Origin of the sequence: Clostridium sp. LS, from assembly GCF_002760435.1 — a bacterium.
GTDB lineage: Bacteria > Bacillota > Clostridia > Clostridiales > Clostridiaceae > Clostridium.
Genome location: NZ_AUUU01000084.1, coordinates 1 through 25,078, shown reverse-complemented (window position 1 = coordinate 25,078; position 25,078 = coordinate 1). Strand labels below are relative to the sequence as shown.

Here is a 25,078-nt window from a genome sequence, read left to right as displayed (position 1 = left end):
TAACGTGTGGCTTACTTCTTTCATACTTTGCTTTTGCCATTATAATTTTCCTCCCTATTATCTTGTAATAAACTTGGCCTAGTGTTTTGTATTTTTACTAATTGGAGCTCACAATCGGGATTGAACCGACGACCTCCACCTTACCAAGGTGACGCTCTACCGACTGAGCTATGTGAGCGTTCAAAAATTATTATGTTCTTTGATATACCAATTATAAAGTTTACTATCATTTTTTTTATTTGTCAATATAATTTCTCACTTTAAATCTAAGCATTTTTCTAATTTTCTTTTCACTCTTTGTAATGCATTGTCAATAGACTTTGAATGTCTTTCTAAATCACTCGCAATCTCTTGATAAGTTTTACCATCTAGGTATGAAGTAAGAACTTCTAACTCTAAGCCTGATAATACTTTAGAAATTTTTTCTTCAATATAGTCCATTTGTTCTTTACTTATCATTAATTCTTCTGGGTCTGAAATCTTTAACCCAGCTAGCACATCTAAAAGAGTTCGTTCAGACTCTTCTTCATATATTGGTTTGTTTAGTGATATATAAGTATTTAATGGAATATGCTTTTGTCTTGTAGCTGTTTTTATTGCAGTTATAATTTGCCTAATTACACATATTTCCGCAAAGGCTTTAAATGATGTTGATTTTTCTGAATTAAAATCTCTAATGGCTTTATATAACCCTATCATTCCTTCTTGATAAATATCTTCCTTGTCCGCCCCAATCAAAAAGTATGATTTAGCTTTTGATTTTACAAAGTTTTCGTATTTTGAAATTAAATATTCTTGCGCTCTATTACTTCCATTCTTAGCTTGCGCAACGATTTCTTCGTCTGATTTATCTTTAAAATCTAAAAAACCCTTCAATTGCTTATTCTCAACTCTCTTCTGCATTAAACTGACAACTCATTTAAACAATTATAACCCAGTAAAAATAGGTTCGTCAACTGAAATTACTTGCTTCTTCTAATTTCTTCTAGCAATTTAGCTATCTTATCATCTATATTATCGCTTATACTGTTTTTATGTATGCTTTGATTTCTATTAGCTCTAATCTTTATAGATTTCTCTACCTTTAGCATCTCATTATAAAATTCCAATGACGACATTCTAACTGCACCTCTCTGAAAAACAGTCTGCTGTTCTAAATTATCTGATGTTACAACAACTATTTCATGCTTTCTTCCCAATGCATTGACTTTTTTTTCAATATAACTATCTGCAGTTTCCCCGTCTTTTGTGAATATGACAGAAATATTTTTGTTAATTTCCTCTTTTTTTTCAAGGCTTCCTATAACTTTATGCGCATCAAATACCAATATTATTTTACAAGCTTTAAATACTCCATAATTATGTAACTTGTCTATTAAAGTTTGTCTTGCATCCTCAAAGCTAGATTCTTTTTTTTGTTTTAAATCTGGCCAACTGTTTATTACATTATAACCATCCACAAAAATAGTTTTCACGATATACCTCTTCCTATTTTAATCGTCCCTTTAAAACTTCATACATAATTATACCACCAGCTACTGAAGCATTTAAAGAGTTAATCTTTCCTACCATCGGTATTTTTATTAGCTTATCACACTTTTGCACTGTTAATTTTGAAATTCCCTTTCCTTCATTTCCGATTATAATTGCACATGGTCCGCTAAAATCAGTTTGATAACTATACTCTTCAGCTCTAATATCAGTTCCATAGACCCAAATACCCATTTGTTTTAATTCATCTATTGTTGAGTTTAAATTCGTTACTTTAGCTATTTTTACATGTTCAATAGCTCCGGCTGAGGATTTGTATACTGTCATACTAACAGAAGCACTTCTTCTCCTTGGAATTATGATTCCATGAACTCCAAATAATTCTGCTGTTCTTGCTATAGATCCTAAATTATGTGGATCTTCGATTTCATCTAGTATAACTATAAATGGGTGTTCTTTCCTTTCTTCTGCTAAGGCCAATATTTCTGATACCTCTGAATACTTAAATGGAGTTACCTTTGCTATTACTCCCTGATGTGTTTCTCCATTGCACATTGAATCAAGTTTTCTTCTATCTACTTCCTTTATTAGAACTCTTTTTTCTTTTGCTAAACTAACTATTGCATTTATTGAACCTTCTAATTTGTTATTGGATATATATAAGGTTTCAATTGTTCTATCTCCTTTTAATGCCTCAATCACTGCATTTCTTCCAATAACTATATCTTCTCTTTCTTGAAATTCACTTTCTTCTCTTTTATTTTTAACTTTAAACTGATTATCTTTTTTTTCTGTTCTAGACGTTTTTTCTTTCGGATTAAATTGTTTTGATTTTTCTTGCATTATATACCCTCCTTTGTAGCTTATTAAATTTATTTTATTATTTCAATACATTTATTAAATATAAAATTTAGTCTTTCCTTATTTCCTATTAAATATAAATATCCTATTAGCGCTTCAAAACCAGTTGCCATCCTATAATCTCTTACATCCGCATTTTTAGGGACTGTAGCAGATTTAGTGTTCCTGCCTCTTTTATAAACAGCATCTTCTTCTTCATCTAAAAATTCTTCTATCTCATGCATTACAAGTGCTTGGCTTTTTGCTTTAACATAACCAATTGCCTTAACATGAATTTTATTTGCTGACAATGCTGTATTTTCTGTTAATATATAGTTTCTAACAAAAACTTCAAACACCCCATCTCCTATTAATGCTAATTGGAGCGGATTTAACAATCTAGCTTCATCTTTTGAAAATTCCCTCATTCTTAAGTCATCCAGCATTTATATTTCTCCTTTTAAATAAGGGTTGCAAATTTGCAACCCTTCCTTATACTTAATCAATCTTTTTCCATCTTACCCCTTGAGGTGTATCTTCTAAAATTATATTTCTACTCTTTAAATCATCTCTGATTTTGTCTGCTAAAGCGAAATCTTTATTTTTTCTTGCTTGTTGTCTCTTTTCGATAAGCTCCTGAATTTCAGTTTCAAGATCTTTTTTCATATGACTTTGAAGAATACCAAGTGGTTTTCCTAATTCCCTTATTAGTTCATTTGCTTTGTCGCATAATTCAGCAGAAGAATTTATATCAACATTATTGTTAATATCTCTAGTTAAATCAAATAACACAGAAATTGCATCTGCAGTATTAAAGTCATCATCCATCTTTTCAATAAATCTATCTCTATACTTATCCAAAGACTTTAAGTATTTCAATTCTTCCTCATCTATTGCTTTTTTCTTAACTTCATCTTTTAGATTTTCAAGGTTATTTATGCAATTGTATAATCTCTCTATTGATGATTTCGCAGAATCTAAAAGTTCTTTAGTAAAGTTTATTTGAATTCTATAATGACCAGACAGCATTAGAAATCTTATTGAATCTGCGTCATATTCTTCAAGAATTTCTCTTGCTGTAAAAAAGTTATTCAATGATTTTGACATTTTCTTATTATCCACATTAACAAATGCTGAATGTATCCAATAATGCGCAAAAGGCTTACCTGTTACTGCCTCACTCTGCGCTATCTCATTTTCATGATGTGGAAATTTCAAATCCATACCACCAGCATGAATATCTATTGTATCACCTAATAATTTTTTTGCCATGCATGAACACTCTATATGCCATCCAGGCCTTCCAAGTCCCCAAGGACTTTCCCAGGCAGGCTCACCTGGTTTTTGAGCTTTCCAAACAGCAAAATCCATAGGATCCTTTTTTCGTTCATCAACAGATATTCTTGCACCTGCTTGTAGGTCCTCTAAATTCTGACCTACTAATTTTCCATAGCCGCTAAATTTTTTTGTGCTGTAGTAAACATCACCATCCACTTCATAAGCAAACCCGGCGGCAATTAACTCTTCAACAAATTTTATTATATCTGTAATATATTCTGTTGCCCGCGGATTTATAGTGGCCCTTTCTATCCTAAGTGCATCTGCATCTTGATAGTATTCTTTTATATATTTGTCACCAAGTTCCTTTACAGATACTCCTTCATCATTAGCCTTATTGATCATTTTATCATCTATATCAGTAAAGTTTTGAATAAACGTAACTTTATATCCTCTGTATTCTAAATACCTTCTGATTGTATCAAAAACAATAAATGTTCTTCCATTACCTATATGAAAGAAATTATAAACAGTCGGCCCACAAACATACATTTTAACTTCGCCTGGGATAATAGGGATAAACTCTTCTTTCTGCCTTGTTAAAGTATTATATACCCTCATTAATTTACCTCCTAAAGTTATTTTAGTTTCATATTATTTTTTTCAAACTCACCTTTTATTATATTACAAACATCATCTATTTTGATAACTTCCATTTCACCATCTCTAAGCTTAAATTCAACTTCTCCATCATTAATCTTTTTTCCTACAGTCACCCTCATAGGTATTCCCATTAACTCTGAATCCTTAAATTTTACTCCAGCCCTTTCATTTCTATCATCTAAAAGAACTTCTATGCCCATATTTAACAACTTTTCATAAAGTTCATTCGCAACTTTAGATTGTCCTTCATCCTTAACATTTACTGGTATTACTGAAACATGATATGGTGCAACAGATAAAGGCCATATTATACCATTCTCATCATGATGCTGTTCAATTATAGATGCCATTGTTCTTGTAACTCCAATTCCATAACATCCCATTATAAATGGTTTTTCTTTCCCATCTTCATCAATAAAGTTAGCATTCATAGCTTGTGAATATTTAATTCCTAGCTTAAATATATGCCCAACTTCTGTTCCTCTTGCAATAGTGATCTTACCACCACAAACTGGACAGCTTTCTCCTTCAGTTACATTTCTAAAATCTCCAACTACACCTTCAAAATCTCTTCCGTAATTTATATTCTCAAGATGATATCCAGTTTCATTTGCTCCAACAATAAAGTTATACATATTAGCTACTTCTTCATCTACTAATAACATATCAACTTTTATTCCCACTGGTCCTGCGAATCCAACTTCTGCCCCAGTTGACAATCTAACATCTTCATTACTAGCAAGTTCTAAATTAGTAACCTCTCCAATCGCATTACTTATCTTAACTTCATTAATTTCCCTATCACCTCTTACCATAACCGCCACTATTTTTCCGTCTGCATTAAATAAGATTGTTTTAGCAAACTTCTTTTCATTGGTATTAAAGAATTTAACTAGTTCTTCGATAGTTTTTACATTAGGTGTCTCTACTTTATTTATTTCTTTAAATTCTTGCTTCTCTTCTTTTTCTGCTGGAGATGTTGCTTTTTCAATATTAGCTGCATAATCGCATTTACTGCAAAATACTACGTCATCTTCTCCAACTTCTGATTTAACCATAAATTCCGCTGAATTTGATCCGCCAATAGCTCCTGAATCAGCGGCAACACATTTAGCATCTAATCCACATCTATTAAATATTTTAACATAAGCATCATGCATTTTATCATATGCTAAATCCAAACCTTCTTGATCCTTATCAAAACTATAAGCATCTTTCATTATGAACTCTCTTGATCTCATTACTCCAAATCTTGGTCTTCGCTCATCTCTATACTTAGTCTGAATTTGATATAGATTAAGAGGTAATTGCTTATATGATTTAATTTCATTTCTAGCTATATCAGTAAATACTTCCTCATGAGTTGGTCCTAAGCAAAAATCTCTTTCTCCTCTATCCTTAAGTCTAAACATTTCTGCACCGTATGCATCCCATCTACCTGATTCCTGCCATAACTCTGCTGGAATAATAGCTGAGGCTAAAAATTCTTGAGCTCCCGCTGCATTCATTTCTTCTCTAATTATATCTTCTACTTTTTTTAATACTTTCAACCCAAGTGGCATGTAATTATATATTCCTGCCGCCATTTTCTTTATCATTCCAGCTCTTAACATAAGCTTATGACTATCAATCTCTGCTTCTGCTGGTACTTCTCTTAAAGTTGATATTAACATATTAGACATCTTCATTTTGTACTTCCTCCTATTAATCTTGCTTATATTATATCCAGACTATTTAAATAAAACAGAATAAAATCTGTTATAGCACCTTATATATGGTTGCAAATTGATGTTATTAAGTATTCATTTCATAAAAACCGAACAACTTAATGACTTATTTAATTTTATAAAACAAAAAAAGTTCGCCTAATATATGCATTAGGGCGAACTTGTCTCGCGGTACCACCTAAATTTGTTCTCTAGTAATGATAACGGTATTAAACCGATAGTTTTTACCTATACTCAAAAGCTGGTTCAAAGTCTATTTAAAAGTCTTTCAGCCTAGGGACTTTTTCTCTTAATGGGCGACTTCTACTATTCTTCATCATCGTTTTAAAATCTTAATTTTATTTTAGTCTATTATAACTTCTCGAATTTCACATGTCAATATACTGTAATTGTACTATTTTTTCACTAAATATTTAGCTAAAGCTAAATCTTCAGGCGTTGTTATTTTAATATTTGTGTAATCACCTTCATAAATATAGACTTTATTTCCTAAATACTCAACTACACTAGTATCGTCAGTAACCACTATACCTCTTTTTTTAATCTCTTTATGTGATTCATATATCAGATCAAAATTAAAAGCCTGTGGCGTCTGAATTGCTACAAGATTACTTCTTATTAATGTTTCTACAGAGAAATTATCATCACCCTTAACCTTTATAGTATCTTTTGGCATAACTCCTGGAGCTGCCGCCTTATAAATTCTAGCATATTTAATTGCATCGCTTATAATTTTTTGAGATACAAACGGCCTAGATGCATCATGAATTAATACTATATCAGAACTTTTTACCTCAACTAAGGCATTATATACAGAATCTTGCCTTTCATTTCCACCTGCGACTAATCCATCAACTCTTAATTCATACTTATCCAGTACCTGACTTTTACAATATTCTTTCTCATCTTCAGGCACTACTAAAATAAGTTTATCTATTTGATCATTTTTTATAAACTGTTTTAAAGTGTAATAAAGAATGGGCTTGCCACTCAAATCAATATATTGTTTACTTTGAGCATAACCCATCCTCTTACCTCTGCCTCCAGCTAATACTATTGCACTAACCATACAGAAAAATCTCCTTATTTTTAATTATCTTTTGGCTTTGCAAAAATCATTCTTCCTGCTGCCGTCTGAAGAACTGATGTAACTATAACATCTGTTGTTTGTCCTATATACTTTCTTCCACCTTCTACAACTATCATAGTTCCATCTTCTAAATAAGCTACACCTTGACTTGATTCCTTTCCGTCCTTTACTATATCTATTATCATTTCTTCACCAGGTAATACAACCGGCTTTATAGCATTTGATAGTTCATTTATATTAAGCACTGGCACTCCTTGGAACTCAGCCACTTTGTTTAGATTATAATCATTGGTTATAACCTTTCCTTCCATTTTTTGAGCTAACTTTAACAGTTTCGCATCAACTTCTGCAATTTTAGGAAAATCATCGTCTACAATCTGCGTTTCTATTGATAATTCCTTCTGTATTTTATTTAAAATATCCAAGCCCCTTCTTCCTCTGTTCCTCTTTAAGGAATCAGAAGAATCCGAGATATGTCTTAACTCATCCAATACAAAATTAGGTATTACTAAAGGTCCTTCAATAAAGCCAGTTTCACAAATATCAAATATCCTTCCATCAATTATAACTGATGTATCTAATACCTTTGGAATTCCGGCGGTAGATTCTTTGACCGTTTCCTTAACTTTCTTTTCTCTTATTGCAGGTCTCTTAATATTCACTAGAAGAGCAGTTATATCTTCTTTCTTCTTTATCATTATTTCTGCACCGATTATAGCCGCTAATATATTTAACAATATTAATAAAATTGGTCCTATTACACTTATATCATTTATTGGCTTTGCTATAAATGTCATAAGAATTAATGTAATAATCGCCCCTATGGTTCCATAAATTATTTCTGTTATACTCATTTTTTGCATACTTTTTTCAATATATTCAATTAAATTAGAAATGCCCTTATATATGAGGGGAGAAATAATATATAATATAAGTCCGAAAATTAAAGATACAACAATAAAAAACGCAATCCTTGTTATAGTCGTTGAAAGGTACGTCAAACCGGAAATTTGAGGGATTGTAAGCAAAATATCAGATATAAAATACCCTATTATCAACCCAATTACAGAAAAAATTCCCCTTAATATTTTTTTTAACACATACTTCACCTCCTTCTAATTATTTACAGCCTTGTGTTATTTTAATCATATTTTTAATATTTTCTCTGCATTACATTTAATTATAACATACAATAACTTTATCTAAAATGAATAAATTATTAAGTTTATTTAATAATTTTGTGTATATATAATAAAAAGACTGACTCAAAATGTACTAATCATTAATTAAAATATAAGAATCACTTGCATTTTAACTAGATTTTATTTTAAGACAGTTTCTTTATTGTTAAATTTCTTTTTTTAATGATACTTGCTCTTTTATCCGTTTTAATCCATCTTTAATAGCTGTAGCCCTTGCTTCGCCTATCCCATCAACATTATCTAAGTCGCCTATATCTGCATCTAATATATTACTTAGCTCCTTGAATTCTTTTATAAGATTATCAATAACATTCGATGGTATTCTAGGCACTTTACTTAATACTCTATACCCCTTCGGTGATATTAATGTATCCATAAGCGAAATTCCGCCATGTCCTAGTGCTCTAGAAATTGCATCCAAATCTAATAACTCTGATGAATTCAACCTTTGAATATGCTCATATACTTCATTATATTGTAATCCGTCTCCACAATAATCTCTAATTAACAAAATTCCATCTCTTTCTATATGCTTAACCAGTTCATTAAGCTGCATAGATATTAATCGTCCTTCGTTTCCAAGTTCTAATATATACATATTAATTTCTTCTACTATTCTCATTACCATTTCTGTTCTTTGAATTGCAGTAACCACATCAAAAAGCGTTGTTAAGTCTTGAAATTCTAATAAGTTTAAATTATTAATAACACGTTCAAGCACTGACACATACTTTTCTAATGTCTGTAATGCCTGATTAGCTTTTCCTAGAATTACACTACTCTCTCTTAAAACATACTTTATATCACCTTTATACATAGTTATTATGTTTCTCCTCTGAGAAATTGCAATTACTACATTGTTAGTTTGCTTTGCTACTCTATGTGCTGTTCTATGTCTAGTTCCTGTTTCATAGGTTGGAATAGATGAATCTGGAATTAATTGAGCATTCGCACAAACAATCCTTTTTAAATCACCAGTTATTACTATGGCTCCATCCATTTTGGCTAACTCGTATGCATAGGATGGCGTATATTCTGAATTAATATAAAACCCGCCATCTACAAGTTTCATAACTTCTTCATCATCACCGATTACTAATAATCCCCCTGTTTTAGCTCTTAATATATTTTCAAGACCTTCCCTTAGTTGAGTGCCTGGGCACATTATCTTTAAGACATTCTTTATTCCTATTCCCTTTTCTATTCTCATACACTCACCCATTTTCCTAAAAATCTTAATTCATTATTATTTGTAATAAATCCATTGCGTATTTTAATATACACCTTTTATATAAATACTTAAGAATTAATTCCTTAAAATCCAAATTTTAAAATCTAACTATAAAACTATAATACTATAATAACTATAATCTCTCAATAATATTTGTAAAATTTAAGTTATAGTATATTTCTTTGTAGAAAATTGTTCATACATCATATTCAAAATTTATTTAAATCTAATTTTTGGTATATGCAATATTTTAATAATTATACACGTGTTTTATTACATCTATTAAAGATTTTAATTCAATTATCTCAATTCTTTTTAATTTGTTTTCACTAATAAATGAATCTTTAGGGACATATACTTTTTTAAAGCCCATTCGCTCAAGTTCTTTAACCCTGCTTTCCAGTGATGGCACTTTTTTAAGTTCACCAGTTAGCCCAACATCTCCTATAAATGCAATATTGGATTCTATGCCTTGTTGTTTTACAGAGGATACAATGCTCATTATTACAGCCAAATTAATTCCCTGCTCTCTTATTTTCATACCTCCAGTAGTCTTAATTATTACATTTTTATCGTAGAGGTTAATTCCTCCACGCTGCTCCAGTATTGATATTAATGTATTTAGCTTATCCTTGCCCAATGTTTCACCTATACGTGTTGGATAAGGCGTAAAACTTTTAGATACTAAACTCTCTATCTCTGTTATGATTGCCCTAGTCCCTTCCTTAATTACAGTTAGTGCACTTCCAGATATAATCTCGCCTTCTTCTCGCTTTGTCATAAAGAATTCAGATGGATTATCTATTGAAATTATGCCTCTTTCACACATTTGAAAAAATCCATTCTCAATACCACCAAATCTATTCTTAGAACTTACAAGAACGCGTAATTCTTCATCATTATCATCTTCTATAATAAGTACCGTGTCTACTAAATGTTCTAGCGCTCTTAATCCAGCCAGTTCATCATTTTTAGTCATTTGCCCTACTATAATAACTGCCCTTGGCCTATTTTCGTTTTTAGCAATTTTAAGTAACGCATTAGCACATTCCATAGTCTGTGTCGGAGACCCTGCTCTAGCTGGTAATGAAGCTTCCATAGTAAATGTTTGAATACTATCTATAATTAATAAATCCGGATTTATTTCTTCAGCTGCGTCTAAAACATTATCAAGGCTTGTTTCCTGTAATACCCAAATATCCTTATGAATATTTTTAAGTATCCTATCCGCTCTATTTTTTATTTGGCTGTCACTCTCTTCTCCAGATGCATAGATTACTTTATATCCTTTTTGTGCTACAGCATCTGAAATTTGAAGAAGTAATGTTGACTTTCCTGCCCCTGGCCTAGCCGTTATTATCGAAATCGAGTCTTTTACAATTCCTCCTCCCATTACTCTATCAAATTCATTTATCCCCGTAATTATTCTATCGCTTTTATTTGATACAACTTCAAATAGTTTTTTTATAGGTTTTTTAGATGTTTGTCTCGCCCTTGCCTCCATGCTTTTTAATTCAATTGTAACTTCCTCTAATGTATTCCAACTATTGCATGTAGGACATTTTCCTAGCCATTTAATGCTTTCAAAACCGCAACTTGAGCACCTGAATAATGTTTTCTTTTTCATGAATGTTCCTTTCTACCTTTATGGTTTATATTACTTCAAACGATTTATATTAATCCATACTGAAACCTAAGTGATATTTTTAATTTTCCTTTGATTAAATATTAACTTTATTATAACATACTGAACTAACTAAAAACTTATTTAGACACATGAAAGAAAATAACAAGTCCAAATTAACTTAATAATATTCTCCACCGCAATCTAAATTATTTTTTCTTAAATTTTAGGCATATTTACTCCGCTACTACAAAAACTATGTATAGTACACTACCAGTAACAAAATATAAAATAGATGCTAATTATTCTATCAATTCACCTAAATAACTAAGAGAACATATGCTGAGTATTATAACTTAATTGAGCGATTAAACATTTAGCCTTACAACGTAGTTAATTAAGCTTATATGAAATTGCGATTTGAAAGACAATAATTTATGAAATAAATCTATTTTTATAAAATATATTGCTGGTATATTTTTTCTATATTATAATATTATTATAAAATAATAATTATTAATTAAGGAGGCGTATTCATGATAAGAGTATATACTACTAATACTTGTCCTTGGTGTGTTAAGGTAAAAAATTACCTAAAATCAGAAAATCTCGAATTTGAGGAACTTAATGTTCAAGATGACATGAAAGCTAGAGAAGAAATGATAAAAAAATCTAATCAAATGGGTGTTCCAGTATTAGATATTAATAATAATATTATTATAGGCTTTGATAAACCTGCTATTTTAAAAGCGTTAGGTAAATAATTAAGAGGGCGAAATTTCGCCCTTTTATTATTTTTGTATATGCATAACATTTTAGTAAAATTAATATTGAAGCTTAAAATATCTAAGTCAAAAAACTATTTTCTTTTTAATATATATTTTTCAGCAGCTAATAATGCAATTGTACCATCTGCAACAGCTGTTGTTATCTGTCTATATTTCTTTTTCCTTACATCACCTGCTGCATAAACACCTTCAATATTTGTTTGCATATCTTCATCAGCTATTATATATCCTTGCTCATCTAATTTTAAGTAATCTTTGAATTTCTCAGTCCTTGGTTCAGTTCCAATACATCCAAAAACAGCATTTACTTCTAGATTCCTAATTTCTTGAGTCTTAGTATTTTTAATGTCAATTGACTCTAAGAACTCATTTCCTCTAGCTGCCACCAAATCTTCATTTAGTAGTACTTCAATTTTAGGATGATTGAAGACCTCCTCTATTAACGCCTGTTCTCCTTTAAAATAATCATACCTTCTTATTAGATATACCTTTTCAGCAAATCTGGTTAAGAATATTGATTCTTCCAATGCTGAATTTCCTCCACCTACAACAGCTATTTTTTTATCTTGATAAATGGCTCCATCACAAATAGCACAATAATGAATTCCTCTTCCTGCAAATTCGCTTTCTTGTGGAATAGGCAATTTTCTAGGCGCTGCCCCTGTAGCAATTATTATAGCTTTAGGTTCATATATATATGACTCAGTTTCAATTATTTTGTTATCATTTGTAATATCTATACTTTGAATAGGATCAAATTCATCAATTACAGCTCCAAGTTCCCTTGCCTGCTCTTGAAATATATCAGCTAAATCTCCGCCTTCTATACTTTTAAATCCAGGGTAATTTTCTATGGTATAACTATTCCTAACTTGGCCCCCTACAATCTCATTTTCCAATAGCAATAAATTTAATTTAGCTCTTCCAGCATACATAGCTGCTGCAAGTCCTGCTGGACCCCCTCCAATTATTATTAAATCTAATTCTTTCTTCTCCTTACCCATATCTGTTTTCTCCTATTTTTAATACATTTTATAATTAACTTCAATATATGCTTTATTTAGTAGAATGGGCTATTTCAATAACATGCAATTTATATTCTTGAAACAGCCCATATCTATAAATTAGTTTTTATTCATTTCTAAATTACTTTCTTCAACTAATCGCTTAAAAACAAGTTTATTTTCTAATTCACTTACTTTCACCTTGTCTCCAATACGGATATTTCCTTGTAAAATTTCTTCACTTAATCGATCTTCTACTTCTTTAATAATAAGTCTCCTTAGAGGCCTTGCTCCATAATCAAGATCTATGCCTTTACTTAGTAAAAATTTCTTACTATCATCTCCAAAATTCAAATAAATTTCTCTATCTTCAAGCCTCTTTCTTATTGAAGCTAGCATTAAATCTACAATTTGATTTAAATCTTCATCACTTAATTTATGGAATACTATAGTATCATCAATTCTATTTAAAAATTCTGGCCTAAATTTTTGTTTTAATTCCCCTAATATGTTCTCTTTCATTTTTTCATATTCAGTTTCATCACCAGAACTGCCTGTATTAAACCCTATACTTTTTTGCTTTTTAATTTGATGAGCACCTACATTTGATGTCATTATAATTATAGTATTCTTAAAGTTTACAACTTTACCCTTACCATCTGTAAGTCTTCCATCTTCCATAATTTGAAGCAATATATTAAATACCTCTGGGTTAGCTTTTTCAATCTCATCTAAAAGAACTATGGAATATGGCTTTCTTCTAACTGCCTCTGTAAGCTGGCCGCCTTCTTCATGACCTACATATCCTGGAGGCGAACCAATTAATCTAGACACAGAATGGCTTTCCATATACTCTGACATATCAATTCTTATAATACTATTTTCATCACCAAACATAGCTTCGGCAAGAGCTTTAGAAAGCTCTGTTTTTCCAACTCCTGTTGGCCCTAAAAATATGAAACTACCAATTGGTCTATTGGGATCTTTTATTCCAACCCTTGCTCTCCTTACAGCTCTAGCAATAGATTTTACAGCTTCATTTTGACCTACAACCCTTTTATGCAATATGTTTTCAAGATTTAATAACCTTTCACTTTCAGATTCAGTTAATTTTTCTATTGGAATCTTTGTCCATGATGATACTACGCTAGCTATTTTTTCTGCATTTACAACTAATAACTTTATTGAGTTTTGAGTATCCCAGTTATCCTTCATGCTACTTAATTTATCTTTTAAGTTTCTTTCTTTATCTCTTAGGTTTGCTGCCCTTTCAAAGTCTTGAACTCTAATTGCCTCTTCTTTTTCCTTGCCTATATTTTCGATTTTCTCTTCTAGGTCTTTTAAATCCGGCGGTGCTGTTAAATTTTGTATTCTTACTTTTGCAGCTCCTTCATCTATTAAATCAATAGCCTTATCAGGCATAAATCTATCTGTTATATACCTATCCGATAAGTTTACGGCCGCCTCCAGTGCCTCATCTGTAATTTCTACTCTATGATGAGCTTCATATTTATCTCTTAAACCTTTTAAAATTTCTAGAGTTTCCTCTTTTGTAGGTTCACCAACAGTTACAGGTTGAAATCTTCTTTCCAATGCAGAGTCCTTTTCTATATATTTTCTATATTCATCAATAGTGGTAGCTCCTATACATTGGATTTCACCTCTAGCCAATGCCGGTTTTAATATGTTTGATGCATCGATAGCGCCTTCCGCTCCACCAGCTCCTATTATAGTATGAATTTCATCAATAAAAATAATAATATTTTTATCTTTAATAATTTCCTCCATTGTCTTCTTTAGTCTTTCTTCAAATTCTCCTCTATATTTTGCACCTGCAATCATTGATGTCAAATCTAAAGAAACTACTCTTTTATTTTTTAATATTTCCGGGATATTTCCTTCAACTATACGTTGAGCTAATCCCTCAACTACAGCAGTTTTACCAACACCTGGTTCACCAATTAAACATGGATTATTCTTAATTCTTCTGCAAAGAATTTCCAATAACCTTTGAGTCTCACTATCTCTCCCAATCACAGGATCTAATGTTCCTTCGCTAGATAAAGCCGTTAAATCTCTACCATACTTATCAAGCATTGGAGTATTTGCTTTTTTACTCTCTGCAATATTCTTATCACTTACTTTATCCTCATAAGTCCCAGATAAAAATACAAGCAACTCCTCGCTGATAATTGTAAAATTTATATTTAGGCTCTTTAAAATAGTATAAGCCATTCCTTCTTCCTGATTAAGTAACGCTAATAAAATATGTTCAGGACTAACATATTTATGATTTAATTTCTTAGCTGCCGCAAAACTTTCATCAACTAAGCGCTTAGTTCTAGGAGTTAATAGTATATTATCATCTGTTCTTTTAATATCACCATATCCTAGATATCTTTGTATCATTGTTCTAATCTTCTCACTGTCAACTCCATATTTTTTTAAAAGTTTAGCTGAATATCCATCTTCCTTTAAAATCCCAAGTAACATGTGCTCTGTTCCAACATATCCATGCTTAAACTTTTCAGATTCATTTTCAGCTTCTAGAATTACTACTTGTGCCCTTTCTGTTAATTTATTATATTCCATGATTTTTAACCCTCCTATCGTTTCCTCATGTCAATGTTTCCTTAACTAGTTTTGCTCTTTCATACTTACTTTCTTTATCATCTAAAACTCTTCCTAAATGATTTTGAAGTGATGAATTACGCGTAAGTATAAATAATTTATCTAGCTTATTTTTATCAACATTTATAATTGACAATTCTGATCCTAACCTAACATTTGACAATAGTTCAATAGTCTCTTTAGAATCTAAAAGAATTGCACATTTTAATATTCCATATGCCCTATGCACTTTATCCTCTAATTCATATCTACATTTATTAAGCAGTATTTCTCTAAATTTATTCTCTTCTGCTATTATATTAAAAATTGCCTCCTTTAATTTGCTAATAATATTTTCTTCTGATAAACCTAGTGATATCTTATTGCTTACCCTGTACAAATTTCCATAAACTTTTGTACCATCTAAATATATTCCTTTTACAGTCGCCCCCATCTTACTAATATTTTTTGAAATATTTTTAATTTCTTCACTCATTGTCAGTGCCGGTAAATGTAAAATCACTGATGCTTTTAAGCCTGTTCCTATATTTTCTGGCGATGTTGTTAAATATCCTAGTGTCTCATCAAATGCATAGTCAAAGTTTTTCTCAATTTTATCATCAATGTTCATTGCGTTTTCAAATGTTTCCTCTAAATTTAATCCTTGACTAATATATTGAACATTAATGTGATCTTTAGCATTTATCATAACACTAAGAGTTTCCTCTTTGTTTACAATAAAAGATCCCTTATCAGAATTTTTCAAAAGTTCTTCACTTATTAAATCTCTTTCTAAATATTGTTTACTAAATTCCTCTTTTGTATTCCAAATCTCATAGAATGCAATTTCCTCATTAATCAGCTCATCCTTAAGTGCATTATATATATTTTTCCCATTATCTCTACCTTTTATATAATTTAATTTATTAGGGAAAGGTAAATCGCTAAAATTTCTAGACAACAATATTTTACTGCTTAATACTATTCCACTTTCTTCATCTTTATGAATCCAGCTATTCATTGCAATTTTCCCCCTTGATATTTACTGATTGATTGGTACTTTTTTCTAATATATATAACTCTAACTTCTTGATTTCATCTCTTACAATTGCCGCTCTTTCATATTCCTCGGCCACTATTAATTTTTGCATTTCCTCTTTTAAGTCTTTAAGCTTACGTCTTTGGACTAATTCCTTTCCTTTTATTTTAGGAATCTTACCAACATGTTTGGTTCCAGCCTGCAAACTCTTTATCCTTGGTTCAAGTACAACTTTAAAATCTTTGTAACAACAAGAACAGCCTAACTTGCCAGTTCTTTTAAATTCATTATAGGTTAATCCACAATTAGAACATATTAGTTCTTTTATCTTATCATTGTCTGTACTGCTTTTATTACCATCAATGTTAGATAGTATTTCGGTTAACATCCCTTGAAATGGGACACTTGTATTTTGCGTAATTGAGTTTAAAAATGGGATATTCGCTATATCCTTTGCACAATTTTCACATAACCAAATTTCATGCTTTTGCCCATTCATTACTGTAATTAAATTTATTTTAGCCTCATTTTTTCTACATTTTTCACACAACATTTATATCCCCACCTTTTAAGATAAAATTACCATAATCATTGCTTTTAAAATATCAGCCCTTAATTTATTTTTATTATCTGCTGAAGTTAGGCTTCTATCATTTATTGCTATTTTCATTATTTCACATTCTCTTTCTTCAATCACACCCGACTCAAATAAATGGTTGAGTAAGGCATTTGCATTATGATATGTTATCGTATCTCCTATACTTTGATTTATTAATTCTTCTCTTTTATTAGTATCATCATATTCTAATTGCTTGATTGCTATGTGGCCGCCTCCGCCTCTTTTACTTTCAATTAAGTATCCTCTTTCATAAGTAAACCTGGTTGTTAGTACATAATTAATTTGGGATGGCGCACACCTAAATTGATCTGCTAATTCATTCCTTTGTATAAAAACTACATTGTTTGCATTTTCATTAAACATTTGTTTTATAAAAGCCTCTATTATATCTGAAAGTCTTGCCATAACATCACCTGCTTAAACCTTTATTAAAATATTTGTTTTTGACTTACTTTGACTTTATATTATTATACTATATTTCTCTTATTTTTTAAAGTATCAATATAAATTTATGATTATTTCTAATTTATATGTCAATAATATATATTAAATATAGTTTGTGGAGGCTTTTCATGCAAATAACTTGGTATGGACATTCTTGTTTTCTTATAAAAACATCCGTAGGAAAGCGAATTTTAATGGATCCATTTGATAATAGTCTGGGGTATGATAATAATTTTCCTAAATGCGATTTGATAACTTCTAGTCACAGTTCTTTCGATAGTTCATACATAAACGATATCAATAGTACGACTAAAGTTATTAATGAAGCTGGAAATTTTGATATGGATTTTTTAAGAATTGAAGGCTTGAATTCATTTCATGATAAATTTAATGGCCTAAGAAGAGGTCCAAATATTATTTATATATTTAAAGACAATAAATACTCGCTTTGCCACTTAGGAGGCTTGGGTCACATTCCTAGTCTATTTACTTTAGAAAGGTTAAAAAACATTGATATTCTATTTGTCCCCATAGGAGGTCACTTTACATTAAATGGCTCTGAAGCTGCTAAACTTTGCAAAATCATTTTACCAAAATATATAATTCCTATGCATTATAAAACTAACAACACTTCATTGAATCTAGATGATCCTAAAGATTTTATTATCTCAGTAAGATCTGTAAAGAAACTAGATTCTAATGTATTAGATATTTCAAAGTTAGATTTAAATTCTGAATATAATTGTATATTACTAACGCCACCTTACAACTAAGAATATTACCTCTTTAATTAGCATTGAATTTTTACAAAATAATTTATATCTTTGCAATAAAAAAAGACCGTCTAAAGACGATCTCTCTTTTTATTACTCTTGATTTGGAGCTCCTACTGGACAAACATTAGCACAGTTTCCACAATCAATGCAAGTATCTGCATCAATAACGAATTGAGTATCTCCTTGAGTTATAGCACTAACTGGACATTCTCCAGCGCATGCTCCACAACTAACACATGAATCATTAATAACAAATGCCATCTAGAACACCTCCTAATAAATTGTGGTAATTAACCTCTTACATTTTATCATGTATTCTAATGTTTTTAAAGTCTTTTGTGCTTTAGACGACTTATTTTTTAACAACTAACTTAATATTGGAAATCAAATTACTATATAACCTAAATCTTCTATTGAATTTACAATCTCTCCAATATTTAAAAAAGTCTCATTGTATATTACTATTATTTCTTTTTTAACTAGAGATATTTCAGTAGCTATTACACCATAATTGCTGACAACTGTTTCTTGGATTACCTTAACATCTTTTTGAGATTCCATATTACAAATCTTAATAACAGATTTCATAGAAAGTCCTCCTACTCCTCATTAATAAGATCTTTTATCAACTTCTTATCTTCCTCTGATTCAACAATTAATTTAATATTATTTTCATCTATTGTATCTTCGTATTTACCTGAAACAAGTTCTACATCAGTTATTTTAAATTCTTCAACTACCTCTTCGTCTCCTCTCCTAACCTTAACTTTGACGATTTCCTTAACTATAGAATTACCAATAACTTCTCCATTTCCTGCTTCGGTTTTAACGATGGAGCCAACTTTAGGAAGTTTTTTTCTTATATTCTCATATGTAGTTTGCTCATAATTTAAACAGCACATCAATCTTCCACATATCCCAGATATTTTAGTAGGATTTAATGACAAATTTTGTTCTTTTGCCATCTTTATAGATACTGATGCAAAGTCTCCAAGAAATGTAGAGCAGCACATAGACCTTCCACATGGTCCAAGTCCTCCAACCATTTTAGCCTCATCACGTACACCAATCTGCCTTAACTCTATTCTAGTTTTAAATATAGTAGCCAGATCTTTAACTAATTCTCTAAAATCTACTCTACCATCTGCTGTAAAATAGAATATAACTTTATGATTATCAAATGTATATTCTACATCTATTAATTTCATATCTAAGTGATGCTCTTGAATTTTCTCTAAACATATATTTAAGGCTTCTTTTTCTTTATCTTTATTTTCTTTATGCCTATTAATATCATTTTCATCAGCTATCCTAATAACATTTTTTAATGGTGAAACTATATCCTCTTCTGTAATTTCTTTGATTCCAATAACACATTCGCCAAATTCCACTCCTCTAGCTGTTTCGACTATTACATAATCCCCTTTTTTAACAGGCAATTCAGCTGGACTAAAATAATATATTTTTCCTGCCTTTTTGAATCTTACTCCTATAACATTTATCATTAATTATACCTCCGCAAATCCCATAAGTAAAACACTTACAGTCATTGAATAGTTTGTATTACTATTAAAATTTATTCTGGCTTCTTCTATGTATTCTAACATAATATTTAACTTTTTATAAGATAATCCTCTAGATATATCCTTTATTTTATATATCTTATCAAAATTTACAATAAATTCAGTATTATTAAGCTCTTTAAAAAGCATAATATCTCTTATATATGATAGAAGTATACTTAGTAGCTCAAACTTATCATCTTTTGAGTTTTTCAACAACTCTTCATACTTTAAAACAATTCCTTGCTCCCTTTTTATAATATCTTCCATTAGTTCAATACATATATCTCTTAACTTTTTTAAACTTTCATCATTTAAAAATTTATCTACTTTTCCTGGCACACCTGCACTATATGCTATTGCAGACTTCTTATCCTCTAAAGCTAAATCAGTATATTTATAATCAATATATTCTAAAATTTCGTCTTTGCTTAATGGGGTTAATTTATATATTTGACATCTAGATTTTATAGTATCTAAAATTATTTCTAAAGAATCACTCAGTAATATTAAGAATACTCCCTTGGGAGGCTCTTCAATAGTTTTAAGTAATGCATTTTGAGCTTGGGCTGTTAATTTATCACACCCATATAATATTAATACCTTTTTATCCCCTTCGTAAGGTTTCTTATTTACTTCATTTATTATATTTCTCACATCATCAACTCCAAAGGAGTTAGAAGAAGGGTGATATTTTACAATATCAACACTTTCTACATCACCTTTTTCTTTAATAATATTATTAGAAATATATTTAGCTATTAAACTCTTTCCAATTCCATCATTTCCAACTATTAAGTTCGCATGAGAAAATGAGTCATTTAATTTTCTATTATCTATACTGTGAATAATATTTTTATGCCCAATAATTTTTCTCAATGCTTCCCTCTCCTTGGTATCATATTTTTACAAATTGGTCTACGTCAAGTACAAAAATTGTAGCTCCTCCTACATTAATTTGTACAGGATATTGCTGCATATATCCACCTTCACTTCCTCCTAAAGTAGTCGGTGTAACCAATGTTTCCTTTCTCTTTTTACATATTGATTTAATTACTTCTATAACAGCTTGAACCCTATCTTCTTCTATTCCTACCATTAATGTAGTATTACCCGATTTAAGGAACCCTCCTGTAGTTGCTAATTTTGTAACCCTGTAATTTTCTTCTGTTAATGCTTCTATAACATCTATTGAATCCTCATCTTGAACAATTGCAATTACTAACTTCATAATTACCACCCTTAAAAATAATAATTTACTAATTATTATTTTACCACAAATTAAATAAAATCTTATTTATTTGTTAATTTATATTTGTCCATATTTTAGGTTTCAATATATTTTTTATTTCCTCAATTACGTTTTCTTTTGATTTACTTGCATCTATTCTTATAATTTTATCTTTATTTTCCTCATATACAATATTATAGCCTACCCTTACTCGCTCATGAAAATCTAACTTTTCTAAATCTAGTCTATTAATCTCCCTACAATCACTATTATTAATTCTTTCTAATCCAATCTTAGGATCAAGATCAAATAATATTGAAATATCAGGCATATATTCTCCAACGGCGAATTTATTTATACTCATAACTTCTTCAATACCTAAGCCTCTTGCATAACCCTGGTATGCTAGCGAAGAGTATATAAATCTGTCACAAAGAACAATTTTCCCCTCATTTAGTGCAGGTATTACTTTTTCCACGAGATGCTGCCTTCTTGCTGCCGCATAAAGCAATGCCTCAGTTCTTGGATCCATTGAATTGTTTTCTTTGCTTAAGATAACTTGTCTTATTTGTTCCGATATTTTAATTCCACCGGGTTCCCTAGTTTTTATACAGTTAAAGTTGTTATCTGTAATCCAATTATATATTGCATCAATTGCTGTTGTTTTTCCAGAACCTTCTCCACCTTCAAAAACTATAAATAAACCTTTTTCCATTGTAAACCCCTACCTTAAAAAATGTGTAAAAAATAATTCACCTTTTAGCATGTTCGTTAAATAAAATTATCTTAACTGCATCTTTATAGACATCATAATCTGAATCATTTACATTTGCCTTTACAATTTTTTCTTCACATGCTCTGCAAATCTTTTCCCCATTTAATATTATACCATCACTATCAACTGCTCCACACATAAAACATGATTTATTTAAATTTTCCATAAATATTCCCCCTTAATTTTTTAACCCTTATGGAATTATTGCCATATTCATTGATTTTAATACAATTGATAATGGTTATATTAATTTATTTTAAACTATATATTTTTTTAATCATTGGTAACAATAATATATAAAAAGTAAACTTATTATTCTATAATTTGAAGTATTTATAATTTCGGTATTTTAAACTAGCTATTAATATGTTAACAATAAAAATTCATATAGGAAAGGAGAACTTACTGTAAAACAAAGCAAAACATGTACTATATACAAGATATAGCTATTTGTTTCTGAGGTTTTAAAAGTAAGAAATAAAATTTATGAAACATAAAATTATTTCATTTCTATCTACTTGTAATGATGATATTCGAGACTTGTGTACTTATTTATACGAAAACCCTGAAGAAAGCTATAAAGAAGCAAAATCCTCAAAATATATTTGCGACCTACTACATAAGTATAATTTTGAGGTCAAAAAAAACTTCTTAAATATAGAAAATTCCTTCATAGCTATAAAAGGAACAGGCCACCCTAAGATATGTTATTTATGTGAATATGATGCCGTAAACGATGAGGGCCATATTACAGGACATAATATGGTTACCGCTATTTCAGTTGCAGCTACTCTTGCTTTAGGAAATATCATTGATGAGCTCGAAGGTTCTGTAATCTTAATAGGATGCCCTGGTGAATATCTAGGAGGAACTAAAGCAACAATGGTTAAGCAAGGTGTATTTGATGATATAGATGTAGTAATGTTAGCTCATCCTGATACCTCAACTTGTGAAAGTGGATCATCTTCTGCAATTATTCCATTAGGCATTAAATTTGAAAGTGAACGTAAACTATCTTTTTTAAACAAGAATTCCTATAATTCTTTGGATGCTGTTTTATTAACCTTTAATATTCTAAATTCTATAAAAAAGGGATTTCCAGACAACTTAGAAATAAATTCAGTAATCTCAAATGGTGGGTATACTACATTATTATTACCATCTGATTCAGAGATTAAATTCTGCATACGTGCTTCTAATACCAAAGACGCAGATTATGCTTATGATAAAATTAAAAAAATCGCCAATTATGTAACTAAATTAATTGAGATACCTAATAAATTTTTCTTATATGAACCTCCAAGCAAGGAGCTAATAACAAATCGTACATTAAATAGACTCTTTAGTCATAACCTAAAAGAAAATGGTATAATAAATATTTGCCCTCCAAAGGATATATATGCTGGGTTAAGTATGGGAGATGTAAGTCACAAAGTTCCTTGCATACATCCATATATCTCTATAATAGATGATAATTCTATTAAATACGGAAGTCAGGATTTTGCAAAAGCGACACTGTCTCCTTTCGCATTAAAACAATGTAATATTACAGCTGCAGCACTCTCATCAACTGCTATAGATTTAATTCAAAATAAATCTTTACTTGATGAAGTTAGATCTGAATTTTTTGATAAACAAAAAAAATAAAAATCTATTATTTAAAAGTCTATAAGGAAAATTTCTTTATAGACTTTTATTTTTATTTATAAAAAAGATAATAAACTAATATTATTAATGATTATTTCTGGCTAAATTCGCAAAAAATTTGAAGTAAAGCTGAACAAAAAATTTACCTACTCCTAAAATCATCTATGTTTACAAACGACCTCATAATAGTATAATATTACTTAGTTAGACTTTTTTGGAGGTGCCTAAATTGATTCAAATATATAAAAGTGAAAGTGAATCCAACCCTGCTTTAAAATCAATTGATACAATAGAAAATGGATGCTGGATAAACATAGTTGCTCCATCTGAGGAGGAATTAATATTAATATCAAAAAAAACTGGAGTGTCTCTTGAATTTTTAAAAGCATCTTTGGATGATGAAGAAACTTCACGTATTGATATTGAAGATGATTCACTGTTAATAATAGTAGATATTCCATTTACTGAAATGGAGGACAATTCGTTAACTTATGATACATATCCATTGTCAATAATACATACTGAAAAGCAATTAATTACCGTGTGTTTAAAAAACAGCAAAATATTAACAGATTTCGCCAATGATAAAATCAAATCATTTTTTACTTTCAAGAAATCAAGATTTACACTGCAAATCTTAAATAGGATCTCAACATATTATTTACTATATTTAAGACAAATTGATAAAAAAAGCTTAATGATTGAAAAAAGACTTCATAAATCAATGAAAAATAGAGAACTTATTCAACTGCATTCTTTAGAAAAATCTCTTGTGTATTTCTCTACATCGCTAAAAGCTAACGAAATTACCTTAGAAAAAATGTTAAAATTAGAATTAATGCAAAAGTACGAAGAAGACAAAGATGTCTTAGAAGATGTAATAATTGAAAATAAACAAGCTATAGAAATGACTGAAATTTATAGCAATATACTAGCTAGTACAATGGACTTTTTTGCTTCGGTAATATCTAATAATTTAAATATAGTAATGAAAATTCTTGCTTCAGTTACAATACTTATGGCTATACCTACTATTGTAGGTGGAATATTTGGAATGAATATAGCTTTACCATTATCTCCAGAGGATCCTAATGCATTTTTAATAGTTATGGGACTAACATTAGCAGTTTGTAGTTTCGTCGCATTTATATTATATAAAAAAGATATGTTTAGATAACATATCTTTTTTATATAATATCTCTAATTTTTTAATATTTAATTTCTGTATTCTTATATCGTTATTAATTACTAAATTTTTAAGTTATACAACAAAAAAAAGCCTTGAAATATACATTTCAAGGCTTTTTTGGAGGCGCCACCCAGATTTGAACTGGGGAATAAAGGTTTTGCAGACCTCTGCCTTACCACTTGGCTATAGCGCCATTATGGTGGCTCGAACTGGAATCGAACCAGTGACACGAGGATTTTCAGTCCTCT

Annotated in this window: 26 protein-coding genes and 2 tRNA genes; 4 read left to right on the top strand and 24 right to left on the bottom strand. The window is 30.0% G+C overall.

Going from position 1 to position 25,078, the window contains the following annotated elements:
- Positions 1-102: 102 nt before the first annotated feature.
- The 11 genes from COL3_RS18400 to radA all read right to left on the bottom strand — a co-directional run bounded on the left by COL3_RS18400 (position 103) and on the right by radA (position 11,149).
- Positions 103-178, bottom strand: a tRNA-Thr gene (locus COL3_RS18400).
- 77 nt (positions 179-255) lie between these two features.
- Entirely contained in the window at positions 256-903 is a 648-nt protein-coding gene (sigH, locus tag COL3_RS18395) for an RNA polymerase sporulation sigma factor SigH (protein WP_008426561.1), read from the bottom strand.
- Positions 904-962: 59 nt separating this feature from the next.
- Entirely contained in the window at positions 963-1,475 is a 513-nt protein-coding gene (locus tag COL3_RS18390) for an NYN domain-containing protein (protein ID WP_008426559.1), read from the bottom strand.
- Positions 1,476-1,488: 13 nt separating this feature from the next.
- Entirely contained in the window at positions 1,489-2,334 is an 846-nt protein-coding gene (gene rlmB / locus COL3_RS18385; RefSeq protein ID WP_008426556.1) for a 23S rRNA (guanosine(2251)-2'-O)-methyltransferase RlmB, read from the bottom strand.
- A gap of 29 nt (positions 2,335-2,363) precedes the next feature.
- Complete coding sequence (locus tag COL3_RS18380; protein WP_008426555.1) at positions 2,364-2,777, bottom strand: ribonuclease III domain-containing protein; 414 nt, start codon at positions 2,775-2,777, stop codon at positions 2,364-2,366.
- 52 nt (positions 2,778-2,829) lie between these two features.
- On the bottom strand, positions 2,830-4,230 hold the full coding sequence (gene cysS, locus COL3_RS18375; protein ID WP_008426553.1) for a cysteine--tRNA ligase: 1,401 nt from the start codon (positions 4,228-4,230) through the stop codon (positions 2,830-2,832).
- A gap of 17 nt (positions 4,231-4,247) precedes the next feature.
- A complete protein-coding gene (locus COL3_RS18370) occupies positions 4,248-5,960 on the bottom strand; it encodes a proline--tRNA ligase (RefSeq protein ID WP_008426551.1) in 1,713 nt (570 codons plus the stop codon).
- A 433-nt stretch (positions 5,961-6,393) separates the two neighbouring features.
- Positions 6,394-7,068 (bottom strand): 2-C-methyl-D-erythritol 4-phosphate cytidylyltransferase, encoded by a 675-nt coding sequence (gene ispD / locus COL3_RS18365; protein WP_008426549.1) that lies wholly within the window; start codon positions 7,066-7,068, stop codon positions 6,394-6,396.
- 20 nt (positions 7,069-7,088) lie between these two features.
- Positions 7,089-8,189, bottom strand: coding sequence for a PIN/TRAM domain-containing protein (locus tag COL3_RS18360; RefSeq protein ID WP_008426547.1), 1,101 nt, complete (start codon positions 8,187-8,189; stop codon positions 7,089-7,091).
- Between the two features lie 247 nt (positions 8,190-8,436).
- Positions 8,437-9,501, bottom strand: a complete 1,065-nt coding sequence (gene disA / locus COL3_RS18355) for a DNA integrity scanning diadenylate cyclase DisA (protein ID WP_008426544.1) — start codon at positions 9,499-9,501, stop codon at positions 8,437-8,439.
- A 271-nt stretch (positions 9,502-9,772) separates the two neighbouring features.
- Entirely contained in the window at positions 9,773-11,149 is a 1,377-nt protein-coding gene (gene radA, locus COL3_RS18350; protein ID WP_008426542.1) for a DNA repair protein RadA, read from the bottom strand.
- Positions 11,150-11,682: 533 nt separating this feature from the next.
- On the opposite strand from radA, the gene COL3_RS18345 reads away from it, so the two are divergent.
- Positions 11,683-11,910, top strand: coding sequence for a glutaredoxin family protein (locus tag COL3_RS18345; protein ID WP_008426540.1), 228 nt, complete (start codon positions 11,683-11,685; stop codon positions 11,908-11,910).
- 95 nt (positions 11,911-12,005) lie between these two features.
- On the opposite strand, the gene trxB is transcribed toward COL3_RS18345, so the two are convergent.
- The 5 genes from trxB to COL3_RS18320 form a co-directional block, all read right to left on the bottom strand.
- Positions 12,006-12,938, bottom strand: a complete 933-nt coding sequence (trxB, locus tag COL3_RS18340; protein ID WP_008426538.1) for a thioredoxin-disulfide reductase — start codon at positions 12,936-12,938, stop codon at positions 12,006-12,008.
- 120 nt (positions 12,939-13,058) lie between these two features.
- Positions 13,059-15,530 carry an ATP-dependent Clp protease ATP-binding subunit gene (locus COL3_RS18335; protein WP_008426536.1) on the bottom strand — a complete coding sequence of 824 codons (2,472 nt, stop codon included), beginning with the start codon at positions 15,528-15,530 and terminating at the stop codon, positions 13,059-13,061.
- A gap of 25 nt (positions 15,531-15,555) precedes the next feature.
- On the bottom strand, positions 15,556-16,569 hold the full coding sequence (locus COL3_RS18330) for a protein arginine kinase (RefSeq protein WP_008426534.1): 1,014 nt from the start codon (positions 16,567-16,569) through the stop codon (positions 15,556-15,558).
- Positions 16,562-17,140 carry a UvrB/UvrC motif-containing protein gene (locus tag COL3_RS18325; protein ID WP_008426531.1) on the bottom strand — a complete coding sequence of 193 codons (579 nt, stop codon included), beginning with the start codon at positions 17,138-17,140 and terminating at the stop codon, positions 16,562-16,564. The genes COL3_RS18330 and COL3_RS18325 overlap by 8 nt, the downstream gene beginning before the upstream one ends.
- A 15-nt stretch (positions 17,141-17,155) precedes the next feature.
- Complete coding sequence (locus COL3_RS18320) at positions 17,156-17,611, bottom strand: CtsR family transcriptional regulator (RefSeq protein ID WP_008426529.1); 456 nt, start codon at positions 17,609-17,611, stop codon at positions 17,156-17,158.
- A 167-nt stretch (positions 17,612-17,778) separates the two neighbouring features.
- Here COL3_RS18320 and COL3_RS18315 point away from each other — a divergent pair, with 167 nt between their 5' ends.
- Positions 17,779-18,423, top strand: a complete 645-nt coding sequence (locus COL3_RS18315; RefSeq protein WP_008426527.1) for an MBL fold metallo-hydrolase — start codon at positions 17,779-17,781, stop codon at positions 18,421-18,423.
- Between the two features lie 93 nt (positions 18,424-18,516).
- On the opposite strand, the gene COL3_RS18310 is transcribed toward COL3_RS18315, so the two are convergent.
- From COL3_RS18310 to COL3_RS18280, 7 genes are all read right to left on the bottom strand, one after another.
- On the bottom strand, positions 18,517-18,687 hold the full coding sequence (locus tag COL3_RS18310; protein ID WP_008426524.1) for a 4Fe-4S binding protein: 171 nt from the start codon (positions 18,685-18,687) through the stop codon (positions 18,517-18,519).
- Between the two features lie 123 nt (positions 18,688-18,810).
- On the bottom strand, positions 18,811-19,014 hold the full coding sequence (locus tag COL3_RS18305; RefSeq protein WP_008426516.1) for a copper chaperone: 204 nt from the start codon (positions 19,012-19,014) through the stop codon (positions 18,811-18,813).
- 11 nt (positions 19,015-19,025) lie between these two features.
- Positions 19,026-19,931, bottom strand: coding sequence for a stage 0 sporulation family protein (locus COL3_RS18300; RefSeq protein ID WP_008426514.1), 906 nt, complete (start codon positions 19,929-19,931; stop codon positions 19,026-19,028).
- 3 nt (positions 19,932-19,934) lie between these two features.
- Complete coding sequence (locus COL3_RS18295; RefSeq protein WP_008426511.1) at positions 19,935-20,867, bottom strand: DNA polymerase III subunit delta'; 933 nt, start codon at positions 20,865-20,867, stop codon at positions 19,935-19,937.
- A gap of 19 nt (positions 20,868-20,886) precedes the next feature.
- Positions 20,887-21,219 carry a cyclic-di-AMP receptor gene (locus COL3_RS18290; protein WP_008426509.1) on the bottom strand — a complete coding sequence of 111 codons (333 nt, stop codon included), beginning with the start codon at positions 21,217-21,219 and terminating at the stop codon, positions 20,887-20,889.
- A 73-nt stretch (positions 21,220-21,292) separates the two neighbouring features.
- Positions 21,293-21,934 carry a dTMP kinase gene (gene tmk, locus COL3_RS18285; RefSeq protein ID WP_008426507.1) on the bottom strand — a complete coding sequence of 214 codons (642 nt, stop codon included), beginning with the start codon at positions 21,932-21,934 and terminating at the stop codon, positions 21,293-21,295.
- 37 nt (positions 21,935-21,971) lie between these two features.
- Positions 21,972-22,160, bottom strand: a complete 189-nt coding sequence (locus tag COL3_RS18280; protein ID WP_008426505.1) for a sigma factor G inhibitor Gin — start codon at positions 22,158-22,160, stop codon at positions 21,972-21,974.
- A 320-nt stretch (positions 22,161-22,480) separates the two neighbouring features.
- Here COL3_RS18280 and COL3_RS18275 point away from each other — a divergent pair, with 320 nt between their 5' ends.
- Both COL3_RS18275 and COL3_RS18270 read left to right on the top strand, forming a co-directional pair.
- Positions 22,481-23,641: a metal-dependent amidase/aminoacylase/carboxypeptidase gene (locus tag COL3_RS18275; RefSeq protein WP_008426503.1), complete on the top strand. Its 1,161-nt coding sequence runs from the start codon at positions 22,481-22,483 to the stop codon at positions 23,639-23,641.
- Between the two features lie 229 nt (positions 23,642-23,870).
- Entirely contained in the window at positions 23,871-24,818 is a 948-nt protein-coding gene (locus tag COL3_RS18270) for a magnesium transporter CorA family protein (RefSeq protein ID WP_008426501.1), read from the top strand.
- A 130-nt stretch (positions 24,819-24,948) separates the two neighbouring features.
- Here the strand turns inward: COL3_RS18270 and COL3_RS18265 are convergent.
- Positions 24,949-25,023 (bottom strand) — tRNA-Cys (locus COL3_RS18265).
- Positions 25,024-25,078 lie beyond the last annotated feature (55 nt).

Bases quoted from the DNA above. Each gene is read 5' to 3' on its own strand.
- sigH (WP_008426561.1), bottom strand. From the start codon at position 903: ATGCAGAAGAGAGTTGAGAATAAGCAATTGAAGGGTTTTTTAGATTTT.
- rlmB (WP_008426556.1), bottom strand. From the start codon at position 2,334: ATGCAAGAAAAATCAAAACAATTTAATCCGAAAGAAAAAACGTCTAGA.
- COL3_RS18380 (WP_008426555.1), bottom strand. From the start codon at position 2,777: ATGCTGGATGACTTAAGAATGAGGGAATTTTCAAAAGATGAAGCTAGA.
- cysS (WP_008426553.1), bottom strand. From the start codon at position 4,230: ATGAGGGTATATAATACTTTAACAAGGCAGAAAGAAGAGTTTATCCCT.
- COL3_RS18370 (WP_008426551.1), bottom strand. From the start codon at position 5,960: ATGAAGATGTCTAATATGTTAATATCAACTTTAAGAGAAGTACCAGCA.
- ispD (WP_008426549.1), bottom strand. From the start codon at position 7,068: ATGGTTAGTGCAATAGTATTAGCTGGAGGCAGAGGTAAGAGGATGGGT.
- disA (WP_008426544.1), bottom strand. From the start codon at position 9,501: ATGAGAATAGAAAAGGGAATAGGAATAAAGAATGTCTTAAAGATAATG.
- radA (WP_008426542.1), bottom strand. From the start codon at position 11,149: ATGAAAAAGAAAACATTATTCAGGTGCTCAAGTTGCGGTTTTGAAAGC.
- COL3_RS18345 (WP_008426540.1), top strand. From the start codon at position 11,683: ATGATAAGAGTATATACTACTAATACTTGTCCTTGGTGTGTTAAGGTA.
- trxB (WP_008426538.1), bottom strand. From the start codon at position 12,938: ATGGGTAAGGAGAAGAAAGAATTAGATTTAATAATAATTGGAGGGGGT.
- COL3_RS18335 (WP_008426536.1), bottom strand. From the start codon at position 15,530: ATGGAATATAATAAATTAACAGAAAGGGCACAAGTAGTAATTCTAGAA.
- COL3_RS18330 (WP_008426534.1), bottom strand. From the start codon at position 16,569: ATGAATAGCTGGATTCATAAAGATGAAGAAAGTGGAATAGTATTAAGC.
- COL3_RS18325 (WP_008426531.1), bottom strand. From the start codon at position 17,140: ATGTTGTGTGAAAAATGTAGAAAAAATGAGGCTAAAATAAATTTAATT.
- COL3_RS18320 (WP_008426529.1), bottom strand. From the start codon at position 17,611: ATGGCAAGACTTTCAGATATAATAGAGGCTTTTATAAAACAAATGTTT.
- COL3_RS18315 (WP_008426527.1), top strand. From the start codon at position 17,779: ATGCAAATAACTTGGTATGGACATTCTTGTTTTCTTATAAAAACATCC.
- COL3_RS18310 (WP_008426524.1), bottom strand. From the start codon at position 18,687: ATGGCATTTGTTATTAATGATTCATGTGTTAGTTGTGGAGCATGCGCT.
- COL3_RS18305 (WP_008426516.1), bottom strand. From the start codon at position 19,014: ATGAAATCTGTTATTAAGATTTGTAATATGGAATCTCAAAAAGATGTT.
- COL3_RS18300 (WP_008426514.1), bottom strand. From the start codon at position 19,931: ATGATAAATGTTATAGGAGTAAGATTCAAAAAGGCAGGAAAAATATAT.
- COL3_RS18290 (WP_008426509.1), bottom strand. From the start codon at position 21,219: ATGAAGTTAGTAATTGCAATTGTTCAAGATGAGGATTCAATAGATGTT.
- tmk (WP_008426507.1), bottom strand. From the start codon at position 21,934: ATGGAAAAAGGTTTATTTATAGTTTTTGAAGGTGGAGAAGGTTCTGGA.
- COL3_RS18280 (WP_008426505.1), bottom strand. From the start codon at position 22,160: ATGGAAAATTTAAATAAATCATGTTTTATGTGTGGAGCAGTTGATAGT.
- COL3_RS18275 (WP_008426503.1), top strand. From the start codon at position 22,481: ATGAAACATAAAATTATTTCATTTCTATCTACTTGTAATGATGATATT.